Below are 23,708 nucleotides of genomic sequence, written 5' to 3'. Positions count from 1 at the left end.
TACCTGGTTGATAGGTCGAAGGTGTAAGTGCAGTAATGTATTTAGCTTACCGATACTAATAGGTCGAGGACTTGACCAATAAATGATTAAACTCTAAATGATATACAGTTTTCAGAGTATTAACTCTAAAAATTTAATTAAGTAATTAATTAAAACATAAAGATTATGTGGTTATAATAGCAAAGAGGATACACCTGTTCCATTCCGAACACAGAAGTTAAGCTCTTTAGCGCTGATGGTACTTGGTGGGCAACTGCCTGGGAGAGTAAGACGTAGCCACGTAATCTTTTTTTGCGCTAATTTATAAAACTAGGATATTTTATCCTAGTTTTTTTATTTATAATGATTTATTGTAATTTATTATTAAATAAATCATATAATAATAAATGGGATATATAATCAAATTCAAATTATATAGTTAATTAATGTACTTATAATAATTAATAAAGTATTTGAATATTTTTATTTTAGTAAATCTCACAAACTACGCTAAAAATAGACTTAACTTTAGTTAGGTGAATTTTAATTATATAGGCGAAAAGTTATTTACTTTGGTAAATTTATATTATTTATTAAGAAAGTTAACTAAAACTATATGAAATTAAAGTAAACTAGTCTATAATCTTTAATAATATAAGAATTAGAAGGAAGGATTGAGATTATGCTTAAAAAAATTAACAAAGTGTTAGTTGCAAATAGAGGGGAAATAGCAATAAGGATATTCAGAGCATGTTCTGAATTGGGGATAAAAAGTGTAGGAATATACAGTAAAGAAGATAAATATGGATTATTTAGAACAAAAGCAGACGAATCTTATTTAATTGGAGAAGATAAAGGACCAATAGATGCATACTTAGATATAGATAGTATAATTGATTTAGCTAAGAGAAAGAATGTCGATGCAATTCATCCTGGATATGGATTCTTATCGGAAAATCCAGAATTTGTACGAAAGTGTGAAGAGAACGGAATAATATTTATAGGCCCATCAGCAGACATAATGAGTATGATGGGAGATAAAATAAACTCTAAACAAATAGCAAAAGAAGTAGAAGTTGCTACTATACCTGGAATAGACAAGCCTATAAAGACTTCAGAGGAAGCAAAAAAAATTGCAAATGAAATTGGATATCCAATAATGCTTAAAGCCTCTAATGGTGGTGGCGGAAGAGGTATGAGAGTTGTATATAATGAATCTGATTTAAAGATTGAGTATGAAACTGCGTGCAGTGAGTCTAAAAAAGCATTTGGAGAAGATATTATATTTATTGAAAAATATATATCAAATCCAAAACATATAGAGGTACAAATATTAGGAGATAAGCATGGAAATATAGTACATTTATATGAAAGAGATTGCTCAGTTCAAAGAAGACATCAAAAGATAATTGAATATGCACCAGCATTTTCAGTAGAGGATAAATTAAGACAAAAGATATGTAATGATGCTATAAAGATTGCTAAGCATGTAGGGTATGTTAATGCAGGTACATTAGAATTTTTAGTTGATGATAATGGAGGTCATTATTTTATAGAGATGAATCCAAGGGTTCAAGTAGAGCATACTGTGACAGAAATGGTTACAGGCATAGACATAGTACAAAGTCAAATTTTAATAGCTGAAGGACATAGATTAGATAGCGAAGAAATAAATATAAAATCGCAAGAGGATGTTCAAATAAGGGGATATTCAATACAATGTAGAGTAACAACTGAAGATCCAAAAAATAAATTTATGCCAGATACAGGTAAAATTCAAGTTTATAGAACTGGTTCAGGATGTGGTATAAGATTAGATGGAGGAAATGGCTTTACAGGATCCAATATAAGTCCGTACTATGATAGTTTATTAGTAAAGACTATATCTTGGGATAGAACATTTACAGGAGCAATAAATAAAACTATAAGATCTATAAAAGAGTTTAGAGTTAGAGGAGTTAAAACAAATATAGGATTTTTAGTAAATGTATTAAACAATCCTATATTTATGGAAGGAAAATGTAGTACTAAGTTCATAGATGAGAATCCAGAGCTATTTGAAATAAGAGAAAGTAAGGATAGAGGAACAAAATTACTTCAATTTATAGGAAATGTAGTAGTAAATGAAAATAAATGTAATGAGAAACCTTTATTTGATACATTATATACTCCTAAGTTAAATGAAAAATTAATAGGTGTAGAGGGTAGTAGAGATTTATTTAATAAATTAGGAAAAGAAAAATATATAGAAACTATCAAAAATGAAAAAAAATTACTTCTTACGGATACTACAATGAGAGATGCTCATCAATCATTACTTGCAACAAGACTTAGAACATATGACTTATTAAAAGTAGCACAGCCTACTAATGAATACATGAAAGATTTATTTTCTCTTGAAATGTGGGGAGGAGCTACTTATGATGTTGCATATAGATTTTTAAAGGAGTCTCCATGGATTAGATTACAAAAATTAAGAGAATTAATACCAAATGTAATGTTTCAAATGCTATTTAGAGCTTCTAATGGAGTAGGGTATAAAAATTATCCTGATAATGTAATAGAAAAGTTTATAAAAGAGTCTGCAGATAAAGGTATAGATGTATTTAGGATATTTGATTCCTTGAACTGGGTTGAAAATATGAAACCATCTATATCAGCAGCACTTGAGACAGGTAAAATAGTAGAATCTAGTATATGTTATACAGGAGATATATTGGATAAAACAAAGACTAAATATGATTTAGATTATTATGTAAGGATGGCTCAAGAGTTAGAGAGTTTAGGATCAGATATAATATGTATAAAAGATATGGCTGGATTACTTAAACCATATGCTGCGTATAATCTTATAAAAGAACTAAAGAAAAATGTTAGTGCTCCAATACATTTACACACACATGATACTAGTGGTAATGGAATAGCTACATGTCTAATGGCATCAGAGGCTGGTGTAGATATTATAGATGGTGCATTAGAAACAATGGCAGGTCTAACAAGTCAACCATCATTAAATGCCATTGTAGAGGCTCTTAAGAATACAGAAAGAGACACACATATAGATTTATATGGATATGAAGAAGTAGGAAACTATTATAAGGATTTAAGAAAAATATATTCTAAATTTGAAAGTGGTTTATGTAACCCATCGGCTGAGATATATAAGTATGAAATACCAGGGGGACAATATACAAACTTGAAACCTCAAGCAGATAGTTTAGGATTAGTTAATAAATTTGACCAAGTAAAAGAAATGTATAAAGAAGCAAATGATATCTTAGGAGATATTATAAAAGTTACTCCATCATCTAAAGTAGTAGGAGATTTAGCTATATTTATGACTAAGAATAAATTAACTAAAGAAAATATAGTAAAAGAGGGAGAAAAATTATCTTTCCCAGATTCTGTTTTAGATTATTGTAGAGGAATGATAGGTCAACCAGAAGGTGGAATACCAAAAGAGATACAAAGAGTGGTATTAAAAGGGGAGAAACCTATAAATGTAAGACCTGGAACATTAATTCCAAAAGAAGACTTTGAAAGTGTTAAAAAATACTTAGATGAAAAGTTTAGCATGAATACTAATATAAGAAATGTATTAAGCTATACTTTATATCCAAAGGTATACGAGGATTATTTAAATCATCTACAATTATATAATGATATATCTAAGCTTGAGAGTCATGTGTACTTCTATGGACTGAACAAAGGTGAAGAGTGTGAAGTTGAGATAGAGGAAGGAAAGGTATTGACTATAAAATTAGCAGATATAGGCGATGTGAAAGAAAATGGAAATAGAACTATAGTATTTGAATTAAATGGAATGATAAGGGAAGTAGAGATAAAAGATAGTAACTATTCAGGCAATATAAAAGATATAGTTAGGGCAGATATGAATGACCCTCTACAAATTGGAGCAAGTATACCAGGGAAAGTAGTTAAGATTTTAGTTAAAGAAGACGATAAAGTAAAACAAAATCAACCGTTAATAGCAATTGAAGCGATGAAAATGGAAACTATAATAGTAGCAAAAACAGATGGTATAATTAAATCAATAAAAGTAGAACAAGATGAATTAGTTGGGGATAAACAGCTATTAATGATAATGACAAAATAAGATGAATTCTAAAAACACTCTAGATGTAAAGCACATATCTAGAGTGTTTTTTATATAAAGTTTTATAGAATTATCAATATGAATAAAGATAACATATATTAAACATTTAACTAAAAAATAAAATAATTTAATATAAAAATAAAATGATATTGAACTAATAAATGGAATTATATAGAGATTAATGAATATATATTTACAAATATAAAATTTATTTTATAAAGTTATAATAAGTAAAGTAATTATAACTATTAAGAGAATAAAAGAGGAAAAAAGTATTAGATGTATAATTATTTATAGTAAGAAAACTTCATTTTAAATATGTATAAATATTATTTAAAGTAGTTATTTCTTGGGAAATAATTATAAATACATCCACAATAAATTTTGGATAAAGATATTTAATATTAAGATTAGATTTGTAGTAAATTCTAATAATACAAATAAGGAATTTATCTTATTTTAGATTCTATTTAATAATTCTATTTTACTAATCAGAATACAAAATAAATAAAGTACATATTGTATTGAAAATAAATTTACAAATCTGCAAAGCAAAAGTGAATCGCCGTAACATAATATCAATATAGCCACGTCACCACCTGCAATTACAAAAGAAAAATTTACAGACTTACGAAGAAAATCTTATCAATAAAGAGTAACTAAGTATGTAAGACAATGTAATATCTAAATTTTGTATAAATATTAAAAGGTAGGTGCTTATATGAAGGTCTATGATAACAATATGTTAAGAAACATATCAGTATTAGGTCACAGTGGGTGTGGAAAAACAAATCTAATCGAAGCTATAGCTTACACATCAAATCTAACTAACAAAATACCTAGAATAACAGATAAAGTAAATATGACATATAGTATGGGATTAATACCAGTAGAGTATAATGATTACAAATATAATTTATTAGATACTCCAGGATATTTTGATTTTAGTGGAGAAGTTATATCATCTCTTAGCGCAAGTGATGCAGCTATAATAGTAGTAGATGCAACAACTGATATTCAAGTAGGTACAGAAAAGTCCCTAGAATTAACTAATAATATCCCTAAAATAATGTTTATAAATAAGATAGATAATGAAAAAGCTAGATATAAAGATACTTTAGCTATGTTGAGAGAAAAATATGGTAATAAAGTGGTTCCGATGATTATACCTATATACAAAGATAAACATTTTATTAAGCTACATAATGTATTTGAGAATATGGATGGATTAGAAGGCGAATTTAAAAATGAGGCTATGAGTGTAAAGGAAGTTTTAATGGAACTTATAGCTGAAACTGATGATGAGATACTAGATAAGTATTTTAATGGAGAAGAGTTAAGTCCAGAAGATATCCAAAAAGGTATAACAACAGGTGTTCAAAGAGGAGATATTATACCTGTAATATGTGGATCTACAATAAATAATATAGGTACAACAGAAATATTGGAAACAGTATCTAAATATTTACAGCCTAAATATAGTGATTTAGAGAGCACATTTAAAGGTCAAATATTTAAAACAATAGTTGACCCATTTATAGGAAAGATGTCTTATTTAAAAGTTACACAAGGGGAAATCAATAAAGACACAGAGATATTTAATATAAACAAGTCAGTAAAAGATAAAGTATATAATTTATATACTATGAAAAATAATGAACTTATAGAAATAGATAAAGCCAAATGTGGAGATATAGTTGTGATAACTAAAGTAAATTCTCTACAAACAGGAGATACAGTATCTCTAGATAAAGAAGAGGAACCTCTAGCAGAATTAGGTCTTCCTAAACCTCAGATATACTATGCAGTACTTCCTAAGAATAAAGGTGATGAAGAAAAAGTAGGAGCAACTTTAAATAAAATTGCTGAGGAAGATCCAACTATAAGTTGGTATAGAAATTCTGAAACAAAGCAAGCCCTTATAGGTGGTCAAGGAGAATTACACATAAACACTGTTAAGAATAAAATGAAAGAAAAATTCGGTGTAGATGTAGATTTAGATGATTTAAAGGTTGCATACAGAGAAACTATAAGAGGATTTGCAGATGTTCAAGGAAAGCATAAGAAACAATCTGGAGGCCATGGACAATATGGAGATGTCAAAATAAAATTTGAGAGAACCACAACTGATTTTGAGTTTGAGCAAGCAATATTTGGAGGATCTGTTCCTAAACAATATATACCTGCTGTAGAAAAAGGGCTAAAAGATTCCATGATAAAAGGTGTATTAGCGGGATTCCCTGTTACAAACATAAAAGCAACTCTTTATGATGGTTCATATCATGATGTAGATTCCTCAGAAATGGCATTTAAATTAGCAGCAAATGCTGCATTTAAGAAAGGTATGGAAGAAGCCCAACCAATTTTATTAGAGCCGGTAATGAAATTAAAAATAACAATTCCAGAAGAATATATGGGAGATGTTATGGGTGACATTAACAAGAGGAGAGGTAAAATACTTGGAATGGAGCCAGATAATAAAGGCAAACAAGTAATACACGCTCAAGCCCCTCAAGCTGAAACATTTAGGTATGCTATAGATTTAAGAGCTATGACGCAAGGAAGAGGATATTTTGAGATGGAATTAGAAAAGTATGAAGAGGTTCCAAATCAAATAGCTCAAAAAATAATAGAGTGTTCAAATAATAAGTAAATAAAAGAAAGCTCCGGATATTTTAGTCTGGAGCCTTTTAAAATTAAAAAATAATAGGTATAAAAAGTTAGACTTTAAAGTGTAACTTTAATATAAAAAATGCATATACATTATATATTAATACAGATTTTAAAACATTTATGAAATTGACATAGATAGATAGTTAAGAAAAGAGAGAGGAGGAGATTGTATGTATTTTAATAGATTTACTCAGAGGGCTAAAAAAGCAATAGATTTAAGTTTAGAATCTGCTCAGAAACTAGGTCATAAAGTTGTTGGAAGTGAACACATATTGTTAGGACTTATAAAAGAAAAAGAAGGGATAGCAGCAAAAGTTTTAATAAAGTTAGGATTAACAGAAGAATTATTAGAAACAAGGATAATAGAGATAGAAGGAAAAGCAGATGCACCTATATCAGATATAATATTAAGTCCTAGAAGTAAGCAAATACTAGAACTTTCAGGAATGTTTGCAAATAAACTAAAAATAAATTATATAGGAACAGAGCATATATTACTTGCGATAGTTCAAGAAGGTGAAGGCATAGGTATTAAAATACTAAATGCGGAAGGAATAGATGAAAGAACAATAGTACAATTAATAATAGACATGATGGGATTAGATGAATACTCTGTTCAACAAGAAAATGAAGTTAAGTATTCAAATAAAGTTCAAGAAGTTTCAAGTAAGTTACTAGATAAGTATGGTAGAAACCTTACACAATATGCTTTACAGAATAAAATTGATCCAGTAATAGGTAGAGAAAAAGAGATAGAAAGAGTAATACAGATATTAAGTAGAAGAACAAAAAACAATCCTGTTTTAATTGGAGATCCAGGTGTTGGAAAAACATCTGTAGCAGAAGGATTAGCAATTGATATAGCAACAGGTAATGTACCAGAAACCCTTAGAAATAAAGTATTATACACATTAGATATGGGCTCAATGTTAGCGGGTGCTAAGTATAGAGGAGAATTTGAAGAGAGAATAAAACAAGTCGTAGATGAAGTAATTAAAAATGGAAATATAATTTTATTTATTGATGAGTTACACACTATAATAGGAGCAGGAGCTACGGGAGAAAGTACAATAGATGCTTCTAATATACTGAAGCCAGTATTAGCTAGAGGAGAAATACAAGTAGTAGGTGCAACAACTATAGATGAGTATAGAAAACATATAGAAAAAGATGCTGCTCTAGAGAGAAGATTCCAACCGGTTATGGTAACTGAACCTACCAAAGAAGATACAATAAGGATTTTAGAAGGACTTAGAGATAAATATGAAGCACATCATAGGGTCAAAATAACAGACGAAGCTATAAAAGCATCTGTAGATTTATCTGTTAGATATATTACGGATAGATACTTACCAGACAAAGCAATAGATTTAATTGATGAAGCTGCATCAAGGGTTAGATTAAGAAAAAGTACTCCTCCATCTGAAATAAAAGGGTTAGAGGAAGAGATTCAAAGTATAAGTAAAGAGAAGGAAGAGGCTGTTAAATATCAAGACTTTGAAAAAATGGCTAAAATAAGGGATGAACAGGAAAATCTTAAAAAACAGCTAGGAGAAGTAAGACAACAGTGGAGCAACATGTCTAAATATACAAATATAGTAGAGGCAGAAGTAATAGCAGAAGTTGTAGAGTTATGGACAGGAATACCAGTAAATAAAATAGTAGAAGAAGAATCAGATAGATTATTAAGGCTAGAAGAAATATTACATGATAGAGTTATAGGTCAAGAACAAGCAGTTAAAGCCATTGCTAGAGCAATAAGAAGGTCAAGAGCAGGGCTTAAAGACCCGAATAGACCAATAGGTTCATTCTTATTTTTAGGACCAACAGGAGTAGGTAAAACAGAGTTATCTAAAGCATTAGCAGAAGTTCAATTTGGACATGAAAATCAAATTATAAGAATAGATATGTCTGAGTATATGGAAAAACATGCTGTATCGAGAATGATAGGTTCTCCTCCTGGATATATAGGCCATGATGAAGGTGGTCAATTAACTGAAAGGGTTAGAAGAAATCCATACTCAGTTGTATTGTTTGATGAAATAGAAAAAGCACATCCAGATGTATTTAATATCCTTTTGCAGATATTAGATGATGGTAGACTTACAGATTCAAAAGGAAGAACTGTAGATTTTAAGAATACCATAGTTATAATGACTTCAAATGTTGGGGCAAATACAATAAGCAAACAAAAGATATTAGGATTCTCTATTAGTAAAAATAGTGAGGAAGAAGCTAAAACAAATTATGAAAAGATGAAAGATCATATAATGGTTGAATTGAAACAAAAATTTAGACCAGAATTTTTAAATAGAATAGATGATATTATAGTATTCCATTCACTAGTAGAATCTCATATAGCTCAAATCGTAAGATTGATGACTCATGATGTAATTCAAAGATTAAAAGAGATGGAAATAAACCTAGAAATGAGTGAAGAAGCTATAAAAATAATAGCCAAAGCAGGATTTGATTTAGAATATGGAGCAAGACCACTTAAAAGGGCAATACAAAAAGAGTTAGAAGATCAATTGTCTGAAGCTATATTGAAAGGTAATGTAAAAAAAGGAAGTACTGTTCTAGCAGAAACTGAAGATAATAAGATAGTATTTAAGTGTAAAGAGTAGTAATATATAATAAGGGGAGAATCAACTCCCCTTTATTTTAGTTATAAGTAAATTCTATTTTTAATTTTACATAATATACCACATATATGTTAAAATTATATAGAACTATAGAAATTAAGGGTGATTTAAAAATGGCAAAAATAAAAACAAAATATGTATGTCAAGAGTGCGGGTATGAGACATCTAAATGGCTTGGAAAATGCCCCGAATGTACAAAATGGAATACATTTGTAGAAGAGATAGAACAAAAAGGATTAAAAAAAGACGTATTTATTATAGATAAATCCTCTTCTAAACCAGTAAGTATAAATTCAATACAAACTAGACAAGAAGAACGGTTTTCAACATGTATAAATGAATTAGATAGAGTATTAGGAGGAGGAGTTGTAATAGGTTCTTTAGTGCTTGTAGGAGGGGATCCTGGTATAGGTAAATCAACTCTTTTAATACAAGTTTCGAGTAATGTTGCTAATTCAGGAAAAAGGGTACTTTACATATCAGGAGAAGAATCAGAGTCTCAAATAAAAATGAGGGCTCAAAGATTAGGGATTAATGCCGATAATTTATATATATTTGCAGAGAATAATTTAAGTCTGATAGAAGCTCAGCTAGAAAGTATAGATCCACAACTTATAATATTAGATTCTATTCAAACTGTATATAGTCCAGAAATATCTTCAGCTCCAGGTACGGTTAGCCAAATTAAAGAGGGAACTTCGAAATTTATGAAAATTTCTAAGAAAATGGGTATATCAACCTTTATAGTTGGACATGTAACTAAGGAAGGTTCGTTAGCAGGACCGAAACTATTAGAGCATATGGTCGATACTGTATTATATTTTGAAGGAGAAAGATACAATACATATAGATTAGTTAGAGCTGTAAAAAATAGATTTGGGTCAACCAATGAACTTGGAGTATTTGAGATGAGAGATTTAGGATTGGTTGAGTTAGAAAATCCATCAAAAATACTTATATCAGAAAAACCTAAAGATGTAGCTGGATCAGTAATAATATCTACAGTAGAAGGTACTAGACCTATGTTACTAGAATTACAAGCGTTAGTATCACCGACGAGTTTTGGAATTCCAAAGAGAACAGCAACAGGGGTAGACTACAATAGAGTATCTATGCTTTTAGCAGTTTTAGAAAAGCGTGTTGGATTACAAATTCAAAATCAAGATGTGTACCTAAATATAGTAGGAGGGATAAAAATAAATGAACCTTCCATAGACTTAGGTGTAATCATAGCTGTAGCATCTAGTTTTAGAAATATTAATGTAGATGAAAAAACAGTAGTTACAGGAGAAGTAGGATTAACAGGAGAAGTAAGAGCTGTTAGCTATATAGAAAAGAGAGTTGCTGAATGTAAGAAATTAGGATTTGAGAAGATGGTAATTCCAAGAAATAATTATGAGGCAGTGAAAGATGTAAAGGGTATAGAAATATGGCCAGTTGATAATTTAAGACAAGCTATAAATATAGTGTTAGGGGGTAATAAATAGTAATGGAAAATATCTTAAATAATAAAGATGTTTTACATGCGTTAAAAATGATATCTCCGGGAAGCTCACTAAGGCAAGGTCTAGAAAATGTCTTAAAAGCAAAAACAGGGGGTCTTATAGTTATTGCAAATAGTGAAGGAATCATGAAAGTGGTAGATGGTGGGTTTTGTGTGAATGCAGAATATTCACCTGCATTTTTATATGAATTAGCTAAGATGGATGGAGCTATAGTTCTTAGCGGAGATGTAAAAAAGATTTTATTTGCCAATGCGCAGCTTATTCCAGACTACTCTATTCCAACATCGGAAACTGGGACAAGACATAGAACAGCTGAAAGAGTGGCCAAACAAACAGGAGATATTGTAATAGCTATTTCTCAAAGAAGAAATGTAATAACTGTTTATAGAGGCGATCAAAAGTATGTATTAGAAGAAATATCAAAAATATTTACAAAAGCAAACCAGGCTCTTCAAACTTTAGAAAAATATAAAATAGTACTAGATCAGGCGGTAACAAATTTAAATGCATTAGAATTTAATGATTTAGTGACTATATATGATGTAGCACTTGTAGTTCAAAAAATAGAAATGGTAATGAGAATTACTAATATAATAGAAAAGTATATAATAGAGTTAGGAAAAGAAGGTACACTAGTGAGTATGCAGTTAGAAGAATTAATGGGAACTACTAGAACTGATCAAAGATTAATATTTAAGGATTACAGTAGGCAAAACGTAGATATATTGGACTTCAAAAAAAAGATAAAAAATCTTTCTTCAGAAGAATTAATAGATTTACCAAATATGGCTAAACTGTTAGGATATAGTGGGTTTTCAGAAAATCTAGATATGGCAATAAGACCTAGAGGATATAGAATTCTTAATAAAATACATAGATTGCCATCTACAATAATAGATAATTTAGTTAATTATTTTGATAGTTTCTATGAAATATTAAATGCTACTACTTCGGATTTAGATGATGTTGAAGGTATAGGTGAAATTAGAGCAACATATATTAAAAATGGACTTATAAAGATGAAACAATTGGTATTATTAGATAGACATATATAATAGGTTTTATTACTTTGTTCTTGAATATTCTAGGTATTATGGATTATAATAAAAAAATATTAAATATATAACCAGGGGGTGAAGAATTGATACAAAAGGTAACAAGAATTGTGACTGGAGTACTTGGATTAACTTTAGGTATTACTACATATTCTACATTAATGAAGCAGTTTCCAGTGCTTACGTTTGGAACAGATGTGTATGGAATTATAGCATCTGTGTTAGTAGGGATAATAATCGGGCTTATATTCTACGCAATAGAGCCTTTGGTAATAAATAAATTTAAATATGTTGCTAAGATTTTAGATAAAGAGATATCTAAATATCCTCAAACCGATATATTATTAGGGTCTATTGGTCTTATAGTAGGGTTTGTTATAGCTTATTTAGTAAGTGGATTAATAAGTTCAGTACCAATAGTGGGAGGATTATTATCATTCCTTACATATGGATTTATGGGTTACTTAGGAATTAGAGTAGCGCTTAAAAGTAAAGATGATTTATTTAATTTAAATAAGCTAGGAAGATTATCGGCGTCAAAAGAAAAAATAAATAAAAAAGAAGTTAAAGCTATACCACCTAAGGTATTAGATACGAGTGTAATAATAGATGGTAGAATTGCAGATATATGTAAAACAGGTTTTATTGAGGGAAAACTTGTTATACCAGAATTTGTGTTAGATGAATTAAGACATATAGCAGATTCTTCTGATGATTTGAAGAGAGTTAGAGGAAGAAGAGGTTTAGATATATTAAACATAATTAAAGAAGAATTACAAATAGAGGTTGAAATAAGCAAAACAGATTTTAATGACATAGCAGAAGTTGATAGCAAACTTTTAAAATTAGCTCAAGTGTTAAATGGTAAAGTAGTTACTAATGATTATAACCTTAATAAAGTGGCTCAAGTTCAAGGTGTTGAGGTTTTAAATATTAATGAATTAGCTAATGCTGTTAAACCAGTTGCAATACCAGGTGAGGAAATGGTAGTGCAAGTAGTTAAAGAAGGTAAGGAACATAGTCAAGGTGTTGCATATCTAGATGATGGAACAATGATAGTTGTAGATGGAGGAAGAAAACACATGGGTGAAACTATAAGGGTATTAGTGACATCAGTGCTGCAAACTCCAGCAGGAAGAATGATATTTGGAAAACCTAAAAATTAATATATATAAAGGCCTTCGTATTTCGAAGGCTTTTTATATGTATTAATTTTTATTAACATGATTTAATACGATTATAGAACGGGATAAAATATATTCTGAATATATATAGTCTATGAAGAGGTGAATATATGAACGGTGTTGTTATAGTAGCTGCAGGTAGTGGAAGTAGAATGAATATGGGGATAAATAAGCAATTTATAAAACTTAATAATAAAGAAATAATAGCATATACAATTGAAAAATTTTATAAACATTATAATATACAAGATATCGTAGTAGTAATAAAAAAAGAAGAATTAGAGTTTTTTAATAAAGAAATAATAGAAAAATATAAATTTGAAAATATAAAAATAGTTTTTGGTGGTAATGAAAGACAAGATTCTGTTTATAATGGATTAAAATCATTAGATAGCGCATGTAATATTGTATTAATTCATGATGGTGCAAGACCTTTTGTTTCTGAAGAAACAGTAAATAAGTCTATACAAGAAGCTCAAAACTATAAAGCTGTAGTTGTAGGAGTACCCGTAAAGGATACAATAAAAGTAGTAAATGATAATAATGATATAGTAGATACACCGGATAGAAGTAAATTATGGTCAGTGCAAACCCCTCAAACTTTTGACTATAATATATTATTAAAGTCTTATGAGGATGCATTCAAGCATAATTTTTATGGTACAGATGATGCTATGTTAGTAGAACGTATAGGGTATAAAGTTAAGATTATAGAAGGATCATATAACAATATAAAAATTACCACACAAGAAGATTTAAATATAGGAAAACAAATATTAAAAGTTCAGAATCAATAGGAGGATAAACATGAGAGTTGGATTAGGATATGATGTTCACAAATTAGTTGAAGGAAGAAAGTTAATTATAGGTGGAGTAGATGTTCCACATGAAACTGGACTGTTAGGTCATTCAGATGCAGATGTATTAGTACATGCTGTAATGGATTCTATATTAGGAGCATTAGCATTAGGTGATATAGGTAAACACTTCCCAGATACAGATGAAAAATATAAAGGTTCTGATAGTATAAAATTACTAGAATTTGTTTATAATTTAATAAGAGGAAAGGGATATGCCATAGGAAATATAGATTGTACAATAATAGCGCAAAGTCCAAAAATGGCACCTCATATTGAAAAAATGAGAAATAATATATCTAAAGCCTTAAACACAGATATAAATAATATAAATGTTAAAGCAACCACAGAAGAAGGTCTTGGATTTACAGGAACCAAGCAAGGAATTGCAGCTCAAAGTATATGTTTATTAGTTAAAGTTGACAACTAATATTAAATAATATATTATTACTTTAAAGAGTGAAATAGAAAGAAGTAGTAAATTTATTTAATAAAATGCATATAATAAATAAAAAGAAAAAGCTATGATAAAGAAATAGTAAAAGGTGAAATCTTTACAGAGAGGAAACGGTGCTGAGAGTTTCCAAGAAGAAATCTTTGAACCAGTCTTTTAGCATAAAAACGTTAAAAAGTTTTTACGGTAGAGACCGTTATATCTCCTAAAGAGAGCCTTATGGCTAACTAGAGTGGTACCGCGGAAATTCAACCTTTCGTCTCTATACTATGTATAGAGATGAAAGGTTTTTTTAATTTATAAAAATATAGGAGGAAAAATAATATGAAAATGTCAAAAATGTTAATGCCAACATTAAGAGAAGTTCCAGCTGATGCTGAAATAACAAGCCATCAGCTAATGTTAAGAGCAGGTATGATAAAGAAAATGTCATCAGGGATATACAATCAATTACCAATGGGGTTAAGAGTTTTTAAAAAAATAGAAAACATAATAAGGGAAGAATTAGAAAAGAAAGACTGCCAAGAAATACTATGTGCAGGGATAATACCAGCAGAGCTTTGGAAAGAATCAGGTAGATGGGATGTAATGGGAGCTGAAATGTTTAGATTAAAAGATAGAAATGCAAGAGATTACTGTCTTGGACCAACGCATGAGGAAGTATTCACTGATATAATAAGACAAGAAATAACTTCATATAAGCAACTTCCATTAAACATATATCAAATACAAGTTAAGTACAGAGATGAAAGAAGACCGAGATTTGGTGTTATGAGAACTAAGACTTTCACAATGAAAGATGCATATAGCTTTGATGTAGATGAAGCAGGATTAGATAAGTCATACCAAGATATGTATGAAGCATATACAAATATATTTGCAAGATGTGGATTAGATAATAGTCCAGTTCAAGCAGATTCAGGTGCTATAGGTGGGTCTACTTCAGCAGAATTTATGGTTAAATCTCCAGTCGGAGAAGATGAAATAGTATTCTGTTCTGGATGTGACTATGCAGCTAATATAGAAAAAGCGGAGTCAGTAAATACAGTTCTGCCAAAAGAAGAAATGAAAGAATTAAATCCAGTTCATACTCCAGGGGTGACTACGATAGGTCAATTAGAAGAATTCTTTGGAATAACAGCTGATAAGCTTGCTAAAACTTTAATATATGAAGCTGACGGAAAAACAGTAGTAGTTTTAGTAAGAGGAGATAGAGAGGTTAATGAAGTAAAAGTATGCAATGCTATAGGTCAGGTGATAGAGTTTGATCTTGCAAGAGAAGAAGTGGTAAGAGAGTTAACTAATGCAGAAGTAGGATTTGCTGGTCCAATAGGGATGGAAGCAGATTATATATTCATAGATAAAGAAGTAGCAGAGCAAAGTAATATAGGTGTAGGTGGAAATAAAACAGATTACCATATACAAAATGCTAACTTTGGAAGAGATTTTGAAGGGGTAGTAGGAGACTTTAGAAGTGTTCAAGAAGGTGACAAGTGTATATGTTGTGGAGCCTCATTAGAAATAGCTAGAGGTGTAGAGGTTGGACATATATTTAAATTAGGAACAAAGTATTCTGAATCTATGAATGCAAATTTCATAGATAAAGATGGAAAGAGTAAACCAATAGTTATGGGCTGTTATGGTATAGGAGTTGAAAGAACAGCAGCAGCTATAATAGAACAACATAATGATGAAAATGGTATAATATGGCCATTAGCTATAGCACCATATCAATTAGTAGTTGTACCAGTAAACATAAAAAAAGCAGAACATATGGAAGCTGCTGAGAAGATATACAATGAGTTACAAGCCATGGGTGTAGAAGTATTATTAGATGATAGAGATGAAAGAGTTGGAGTTAAATTCAAAGATGTTGAATTAATAGGTATACCAATGAGAATTACTGTAGGTAAAGATATTACAGACGGTAAAGTTGAATTTAAATTAAGAGATGTAGCAGAAAAAGAATTATTAAACTTAGATGAGATAAAATCAAGAGTTGAAGCTGAATTTGTAAAGAATAACGTAAAGTTAGGATAGTTTTAAATATTAAATAGTATATATAATCCACTGACTTATTAACATTTACAGTGAAAATGTGGATATATATACTATTTTAATTATGTTAAAAACAAGTTTATCCACAGTAAAATAAAAGGAGTATATTAATAAAAGATAGTGTTTTTATACTAATTGGATAAAATAACATTACAATATGTAGATTATTTTGATATTATAAATACATATAATTATTATAGGAGGTAGCAAAATGAGCGTAAGAGTAAGATTTGCTCCAAGTCCAACTGGATTTGTCCACATAGGTAGTTTAAGAACAGCTTTATATAACTATTTATTTGCAAAGAAAATGGGTGGAGAGTACATATTAAGAGTAGAAGATACAGACCAAACAAGATTAGTAGAAGGGGCAATAGAAAATATGCTTACTTCTATGGCGTGGGGTGGAGTTAACCACAGCGAAGGTGTTGTATTAGATGAAAATGGAAATATAACTCAAAAGGGTGAATATGGTCCATATGTACAATCAGAAAGATTAGATATATACAAAGAGTATATAAAACAATTATTAGATGGTGGACAAGCATACTACTGCTTCTGCACTAAAGAAAGATTAGATAAAGTAAGAGAAGACCAAAAAGAAGCTGGAGAAACTCCAAGATATGATGGTCACTGTAGAGATCTTACTAAAGAAGAAATTGAAACTAAAATAGCAGCTGGTGAATCTTATGTTATAAGATTAAGATTACCAGAAAATCATGTTATAAAGTTTACGGACTTAGTTAGAGGAGAAACTGAATTCAATACTAATGATTTAGATGATCAAGTTTTAATAAAAACAGATGGTTTCCCAACATACCACTTTGCAGTTGTAGTTGATGACCATTTAATGAAAATAACTCATGTTATAAGAGGAGAAGAATGGGTTTCTTCAACTCCAAAGCATGTTTACTTATATGAAGCATTTGGATGGGAAGCTCCAACATTTGTACATTTACCAAACATACTTAACCAAGAAAAGAAGAAGTTAAGTAAGAGACAAGGTGACGTAGGGGTTGAAGACTTTAAGAAAAAGGGATATTTACCAGAAGGTCTAATCAATTATGTTGCATTAGTAGGATGGTCTCCAGAAGATAACCAAGAAATATTTACTATGGAAGAATTAGAGAAAGCTTTCTCTGTAGAAAGAGTATCTAAGAGTGGTGGAGTATTCGATACAGAAAAATTAAACTGGGTGAATCAACATTATATAAAAGATGCTGATGATGCATACTTAACAGATTTAGCATTGCCTTTCTTAGTAGAAGCAGGATTCATAACAGAAGAAGAAACTACAACTAAGTATAAATTCTTAAAGGGTATGGTATCAGTACTTAAAGAAAAATTACAATATGTAAAGGAAATAACTGAACATGCTAACATATTCTTTGGAAATGAAGTTGAATTAGAGACTGAAGAATGTAGAGAGTTTTTAAACTTAGAACATATTCCAACTCTAATAGATGCATTATTATCTAAGGTAGAGAATGCAGAAGTAGTAGATGAAGCGTTTGTAAAAGCAATGTTCAAAGAAATACAAAAAGAGCACAGTATAAAAGGTAAAAACCTATTTATGGGTTCTAGAGTAGTAATAACGGGACAAATGCATGGACCAGACTTACCAAAGACTATGGAAGTATTAGGAAAAGAAAACTGTTTAGATAGAATAGCTTACGTAAAAAATAATATTTTATAATATATAGTCCACCTATTTTAAGGTGGACTTTTTTGATGATTAAATATGTATTTTAGCATATATGATATTTGTTATATTTTATCGTTAATTAGTGAATTAAACTTTTGTGTAGTTTTTTGATGAAAATATTTACAGACGTAAGTAGAGGAATTGAGATTAATAAATATAATATATTAAGACGGTACTAAATATTAATTAAAATAATAATATTATAAATAGATTGAGTTTCGTTTTAATATAAGGGGGGTAATTATGTCTAATAACATAGATGATATAAAAGAAGAGCTAAAAAAATTATGCAGTGATTATGTAAATATACTTGAAAAATTAAAAACAGAAAAAATAATAACTAAAGATACTTTTGAAGTATGTAGTTCAAATAAAATTCTGTTTTTAGAAGAATAATCTATAAAATATTTAGAATATAGATTGTTTTAAAATTCAAAGGACATAATAGTAATACTATTAATTATGTAGATTTTAAATTATAATATATTATATATCATTTATGGCAAGATATAACAATCAGTGAGGTGATGAGTATGAAATTATATAATACATTAACTAGAACAAAAGAGGAATTTGTTCCGTTAGAAGAAGGAAAGGTAAAAATGTATGTATGTGGACCAACTGTATATAACTACATTCATATAGGAAATGCAAGACCATTTATAATATTTGATACCTTAAGACGATATTTAGAGTACAAAGGTTATGATGTAACATTTGTACAAAACTTTACAGATGTCGATGATAAAATAATAAAAAGAGGACATGAAGAACAAATATCTCCAGAAGAAGTTGCCAATAAGTACATAGATGAGTACTTTGTAGATGCAGATGGATTAGGTATAAAAAGAGCAACTATTCATCCTAGAGTAACAGACAACATACAAGAGATAATAGAATTTGTTAGAGAGTTAGAGGAAAAAGGATATGCATATGAAGTAAATGGAGATGTTTACTTTGATACTAAGAAATTTGAAGGATATGGAAAGCTTTCTAAGCAAAAGCAAGATGAACTAGAAGCTGGAGCAAGAATAGAAGTAAATGACCAAAAAAGACATCCAATGGACTTTGTTCTTTGGAAGTCAAAAAAAGAGGGAGAACCAGGATGGAAAAGTCCATGGGGAGAAGGTAGACCAGGATGGCATATAGAATGTTCTGTTATGTCTAAAAGATACCTAGGAGAAACTATAGATATACATGCTGGTGGGCAAGATTTAGCATTCCCACATCATGAAAATGAAATAGCACAAAGTGAAGCTAGAAGTGGAAAAATATTCTCTAAATATTGGGTTCATAATGGATATATAAATATAGATAATGAAAAAATGAGTAAATCAAAAGGAAACTTCTTCACAGTAAGAGATATATCTAAATCATACGATTTAGAAATCGTTAGATTCTTTATGTTATCAGCTCATTATAGAAATCCAGTTAACTTTAGTGATGAAATGCTTACACAAGCTAAAGCTGGACTTGAAAGAATATATAATGCAAAAGAAAAATTAGAGTTTACAATAAGCAACTTACAAGAATCAAATATAACTGATGCAGAAAAAGCTCTTGTATCAGAATTAGATGCATACAAAACTAAATTTATAAATGCTATGGAAGATGACATAAATACAGCAGATGCAGTAAGTGTTATATTTGAATTATCTAAGTTTATAAATTCTAATGTTAATGAAAAATCTTCTTTAGAGTTTGCTAAAAAATGCTTAGATAAATTCAATGAATTAACTGGTGTATTAAATATAGTAACTAATAAAAAAGATGATATGCTAGATGAAGAGATAGAGAATCTAATACAAAAAAGAGTGGATGCTAAAGAAAATAAAGATTTTAAATTAGCAGATGAGGTAAGACAAGAGCTATTAGACAAAGGAATAATCTTAGAAGATACTAGACAAGGAACTAAATGGAAGAGAGCATAATTATGAACAGAATAGATTTAATTACAATGTCTCCATTGGTGTTAGCATATATAGGTGATACAGTATATGAAACACGTGTAAGAGAATATTTAATAAAGCAAAATATAAATAGAAAGGTTAATGATCTTCACAAATCTGCAATAAAGTATGTTCAAGCAAAAGCTCAAGCAACTATAATGCATGAAATTGAAGAACAATTAACTGAAGAAGAATTAAGGATTTACAAAAGGGGAAGAAATCAAAAATCACATACTTCTCCTAAAAATGGAGATATCATAGATTATAAGCACGCAACTGGATTTGAAGCTTTAGTAGGATATTTACATTTAGGAAATGAACATGAAAGACTACAGTATATAATTGCTGAAGGTATAAAAATAATAGAAAAGAATATGTAATGTAAAAAGTATTGCTTTCAATAGGCAATACTTTTTCACATATTGTAAATCTAAGATTATTTATTAAAAATTTTTATAATTAAATTTAAAATAATATTATTTTAAATTATTGATTTATATATCTATTATATGTACCAATTTTTTATGTCTAAGCTATAAATTCTATTATAACTAAGGTATAATAGAATTTATAAATTAATTAAAAGGGAGGATGTTAGAGAATGAAAGTAAAGTTATTATCTCATACACCACAGCCAGAGAAAGTTATATCTATGGCTGCTAAACTATGTTATTCATCTGTAGGAGTTGAAGGTATAGAGGAAAATTTAACTGAAGAAAGTATAGATAAATTTTTAAACATGTTAATTAATATAGGTCATGAATCGCCATTAGAACATGTTTCATTTACTTTTGCAGTAGAAGGAATCTCTAGAGCTTGTTCACATCAAATAGTTAGGCATCGTATAGCTAGCTACTCACAACAAAGTCAAAGATATGTTAAATTAGACCAATTTGAGTACATAATTCCTCATGAAATAAATGAAATAGAAGAAGCTAAAGAACTATTCATAGATTCAATGAAGAAAGATCAAGAAGTATATGACAAGCTAGTAGATATATTATTTGAAAAACATTATAATAATTTAATAAAATATGGAAAAAATGAAAAAGAGGCTAAGAGTCAAGCTGAAAAAAAAGCAATAGAAGATGCTAGATATGTATTCCCAAATGCATGTGAAACAAAAATGGTATTTACTATGAATACAAGAAGTTTATATAATTTCTTAGATCATAGATGTTGCGAAAGAGCACAGTGGGAAATAAGAGAATTAGCAATAGAAATGTTAAGACAATTAAAGGAAGTAGCACCAATACTATTTAAAAATAGTGGACCAAACTGTGTTAAAGGAGCTTGTCCTGAAGGAAATATGGCATGTGGAAATGTGATTCAGGTAAGAGAAAAATTTAAGAACTTGTAGGCGGTGGAAGAATTGGCAATAATAGAAGGAAGAAATCCTGTAATAGAAGCTATAAAAAATGATAGAGAAATAGATAAGATAATGGTAGCAAATTCTGCTAAAGAAGGTTCTATCAAAAAAATAATAGGAATGGCTAAAGAAAAAAATCTAATAATTCAATATGTAGATAGAAATAAATTAGATGAAATAAGTACTAGTCATGCACATCAAGGTGTAATAGCTCAAGTGAGTGAACACAAATATCATGAATTAGATGATTTAATAAAAAATGTTAAGGAAAGAGGAGAAGATCCGTTCTTTATAATATTAGATGAAATAACGGACCCTCATAATCTTGGAACTATAATCAGAACAGCTGATGCAGTAGGAGCTCATGGTGTAATAATACCAAAAAGAAGATCGGTACATATAACTCCAGTTGTAGTTAAAGCTTCAGCAGGTGCAATAGAATATGTTCCAGTTTGTAAAGTAACCAATATAGTAAATACAATAAAAAAATTAAAAGAAGAAGGCTTATGGATAGCAGCAGCTGATATGGATGGACAAGTTTTCTATGAACAAAACCTTACAGGAGCACTAGGTTTAGTAATAGGAAGTGAAGGTTTTGGAATATCTAGATTAGTTAAAGAAAACTGTGACTTTACAGTTAAAATGCCTATGATAGGAAATGTAACTTCACTAAATGCATCAGTAGCAGGTGGGATTCTTCTTTATGAAATATTTAAGCAAAGATCAGGCGTAAAATAAATTAATGAGAAGAAATACACAAAGCTATTTAATAGTAGATGGTTACAATATTATAAATGCATGGGATGAGTTGAAATATATAGCAAAGACAGATTTAGAGGATGCAAGAGAAAAACTAATAAATGTAATTATTGAATATGCTGAATTTACTGGAAGAAAAGCTATAATAGTATTTGATGCATATAATGTTAAAAATAGTAGAGAAACAGTAGAGGATAGAAAGTATATAACTGTCGTTTATACAAAGGAGCATCAAACAGCAGATAGTTATATAGAGAGATTTATTACCTCATTATCTAGATATGATGATGTTAAAGTTGCCACTAATGATTATGCAGAACAGCAAATAATATTAGGAAAAGGAGCAACTAGAATATCATCTAGAGAGTTAAAACTAGACTTAGATCAAGCGAAAAACAGAATGAAAGAGAGAACTAGTAGTAACAATAAAAAAATTCAGCGAAATTGGTTAGAAGAAAGGTTAGATAAAGAAACATTGTCGAAACTTGAGAACATTCGTAGAATGCATTGAAACTACTAGATTTATTAGTCTATAATATAGCTATGAAAATGTTTTTATGGGGGAGATAATATGTTAGTAGCTAAGGATAACGAATATGGGTTAATAGATAACTCTCAACAAGATGAGTATGAAATAGTATTAAAAGCAAGTGATGGGGATAAAATAGCATTAGAATATATTATTAAAAAGTACAAAAATTTTGTGAAAGCAAAGGCAAAATCATATTTTTTGATAGGTGCAGACAAAGAAGATATAATTCAAGAAGGTATGATAGGACTTTATAAAGCAGTTAGAGACTTTGATGGAACTAAGACTAATTCATTTAGATGTTTTGCTGAAGTATGCATAACTAGACAAATAATAACGGCAATAAAGACAGCTACAAGGCAGAAACATATACCACTTAATTCTTATGTATCTTTAAATAAGCCTATATATGACGAAGAATCAGATAGGACGCTTCTAGATATTATAGCTACAAGTATAGTGACTGATCCAGAAGAACTTATAATCAGTAAAGAAGAGCTAAAACACATTGAATCAAAGATGAATGAACTATTAAGTGACCTAGAGCAAGAGGTTTTAGAACTATATCTAAACGGAAAGTCATATCAGTACATAGCGGACAAGCTTGAAAGAGATGTAAAATCAATAGATAATGCTCTTCAGAGAGTTAAGAGAAAATTAGAAAAACATCTTGAAAACAGAAATGATTAATAGTAAAATACTTACCATAAGCTTATTATAAGCATATTAATTTTACATATAAAAATAGGAGGTATTTCAAAATGGCTAAAGCTAAATTTGAAAGAAATAAACCACATGTTAATATAGGAACTATAGGTCACGTTGACCACGGTAAAACTACATTAACAGCTGCAATAACTAAAACATTATTCG

The 23,708-nt window shown here is 29.4% G+C and carries 18 protein-coding genes, 2 rRNA genes and 1 other annotated feature; all 20 genes read left to right on the top strand.

Features of this window, described 5'->3' with window-relative positions:
• Positions 1–79 (top strand): 23S ribosomal RNA (locus AC11VW_RS12520); the annotation flags it as partial.
• An 87-nt stretch (positions 80–166) separates the two neighbouring features.
• Positions 167–282, top strand: a 5S ribosomal RNA gene (gene rrf / locus AC11VW_RS12515).
• A gap of 379 nt (positions 283–661) precedes the next feature.
• Positions 662–4,096: a pyruvate carboxylase gene (locus AC11VW_RS12510; protein WP_484301761.1), complete on the top strand. Its 3,435-nt coding sequence runs from the start codon at positions 662–664 to the stop codon at positions 4,094–4,096.
• Positions 4,097–4,817: 721 nt separating this feature from the next.
• On the top strand, positions 4,818–6,749 hold the full coding sequence (locus tag AC11VW_RS12505) for an elongation factor G (RefSeq protein ID WP_484301760.1): 1,932 nt from the start codon (positions 4,818–4,820) through the stop codon (positions 6,747–6,749).
• Between the two features lie 190 nt (positions 6,750–6,939).
• Positions 6,940–9,396, top strand: a complete 2,457-nt coding sequence (locus AC11VW_RS12500; RefSeq protein WP_484301759.1) for an ATP-dependent Clp protease ATP-binding subunit — start codon at positions 6,940–6,942, stop codon at positions 9,394–9,396.
• A 131-nt stretch (positions 9,397–9,527) separates the two neighbouring features.
• On the top strand, positions 9,528–10,901 hold the full coding sequence (radA, locus tag AC11VW_RS12495) for a DNA repair protein RadA (protein ID WP_484301758.1): 1,374 nt from the start codon (positions 9,528–9,530) through the stop codon (positions 10,899–10,901).
• A 2-nt stretch (positions 10,902–10,903) separates the two neighbouring features.
• Positions 10,904–11,974: a DNA integrity scanning diadenylate cyclase DisA gene (gene disA, locus AC11VW_RS12490; protein ID WP_484301757.1), complete on the top strand. Its 1,071-nt coding sequence runs from the start codon at positions 10,904–10,906 to the stop codon at positions 11,972–11,974.
• Between the two features lie 86 nt (positions 11,975–12,060).
• Complete coding sequence (locus tag AC11VW_RS12485) at positions 12,061–13,140, top strand: PIN/TRAM domain-containing protein (protein WP_484301756.1); 1,080 nt, start codon at positions 12,061–12,063, stop codon at positions 13,138–13,140.
• Between the two features lie 128 nt (positions 13,141–13,268).
• The gene (gene ispD, locus AC11VW_RS12480; protein ID WP_484301755.1) at positions 13,269–13,955 is read left to right on the top strand and encodes a 2-C-methyl-D-erythritol 4-phosphate cytidylyltransferase; all 687 of its coding nucleotides are present in this window, start codon (positions 13,269–13,271) and stop codon (positions 13,953–13,955) included.
• Positions 13,956–13,965: 10 nt separating this feature from the next.
• Positions 13,966–14,445, top strand: coding sequence for a 2-C-methyl-D-erythritol 2,4-cyclodiphosphate synthase (gene ispF, locus AC11VW_RS12475; RefSeq protein WP_484301754.1), 480 nt, complete (start codon positions 13,966–13,968; stop codon positions 14,443–14,445).
• An 85-nt stretch (positions 14,446–14,530) separates the two neighbouring features.
• Positions 14,531–14,736 (top strand) — a binding site (T-box leader).
• A 57-nt stretch (positions 14,737–14,793) separates the two neighbouring features.
• Positions 14,794–16,509, top strand: a complete 1,716-nt coding sequence (locus AC11VW_RS12470) for a proline--tRNA ligase (protein WP_484301753.1) — start codon at positions 14,794–14,796, stop codon at positions 16,507–16,509.
• 229 nt (positions 16,510–16,738) lie between these two features.
• A complete protein-coding gene (gltX, locus tag AC11VW_RS12465; RefSeq protein ID WP_484301752.1) occupies positions 16,739–18,220 on the top strand; it encodes a glutamate--tRNA ligase in 1,482 nt (493 codons plus the stop codon).
• A gap of 252 nt (positions 18,221–18,472) precedes the next feature.
• Positions 18,473–18,625, top strand: coding sequence for a hypothetical protein (locus AC11VW_RS12460; RefSeq protein WP_484301751.1), 153 nt, complete (start codon positions 18,473–18,475; stop codon positions 18,623–18,625).
• A gap of 137 nt (positions 18,626–18,762) precedes the next feature.
• Positions 18,763–20,160: a cysteine--tRNA ligase gene (gene cysS, locus AC11VW_RS12455; protein WP_484301750.1), complete on the top strand. Its 1,398-nt coding sequence runs from the start codon at positions 18,763–18,765 to the stop codon at positions 20,158–20,160.
• Between the two features lie 2 nt (positions 20,161–20,162).
• A complete protein-coding gene (locus AC11VW_RS12450; RefSeq protein WP_484301749.1) occupies positions 20,163–20,558 on the top strand; it encodes a Mini-ribonuclease 3 in 396 nt (131 codons plus the stop codon).
• Between the two features lie 221 nt (positions 20,559–20,779).
• Positions 20,780–21,538 (top strand): FAD-dependent thymidylate synthase, encoded by a 759-nt coding sequence (gene thyX, locus AC11VW_RS12445; RefSeq protein WP_484301748.1) that lies wholly within the window; start codon positions 20,780–20,782, stop codon positions 21,536–21,538.
• Positions 21,539–21,550: 12 nt separating this feature from the next.
• Entirely contained in the window at positions 21,551–22,285 is a 735-nt protein-coding gene (rlmB, locus tag AC11VW_RS12440) for a 23S rRNA (guanosine(2251)-2'-O)-methyltransferase RlmB (RefSeq protein ID WP_484301747.1), read from the top strand.
• A 4-nt stretch (positions 22,286–22,289) separates the two neighbouring features.
• On the top strand, positions 22,290–22,817 hold the full coding sequence (locus AC11VW_RS12435) for an NYN domain-containing protein (RefSeq protein ID WP_484301746.1): 528 nt from the start codon (positions 22,290–22,292) through the stop codon (positions 22,815–22,817).
• Positions 22,818–22,877: 60 nt separating this feature from the next.
• Positions 22,878–23,525, top strand: coding sequence for an RNA polymerase sporulation sigma factor SigH (gene sigH / locus AC11VW_RS12430; protein WP_484301745.1), 648 nt, complete (start codon positions 22,878–22,880; stop codon positions 23,523–23,525).
• 71 nt (positions 23,526–23,596) lie between these two features.
• On the top strand, positions 23,597–23,708 hold a 112-nt coding region (locus AC11VW_RS12425; RefSeq protein WP_154653290.1), incomplete at its 3' end, for a GTP-binding protein.

The organism is Romboutsia sp., assembly GCF_056995035.1.
The sequence above is the reverse complement of the archived record's forward strand: the minus strand, read 5'-3'. Positions and strand labels throughout refer to the sequence as shown.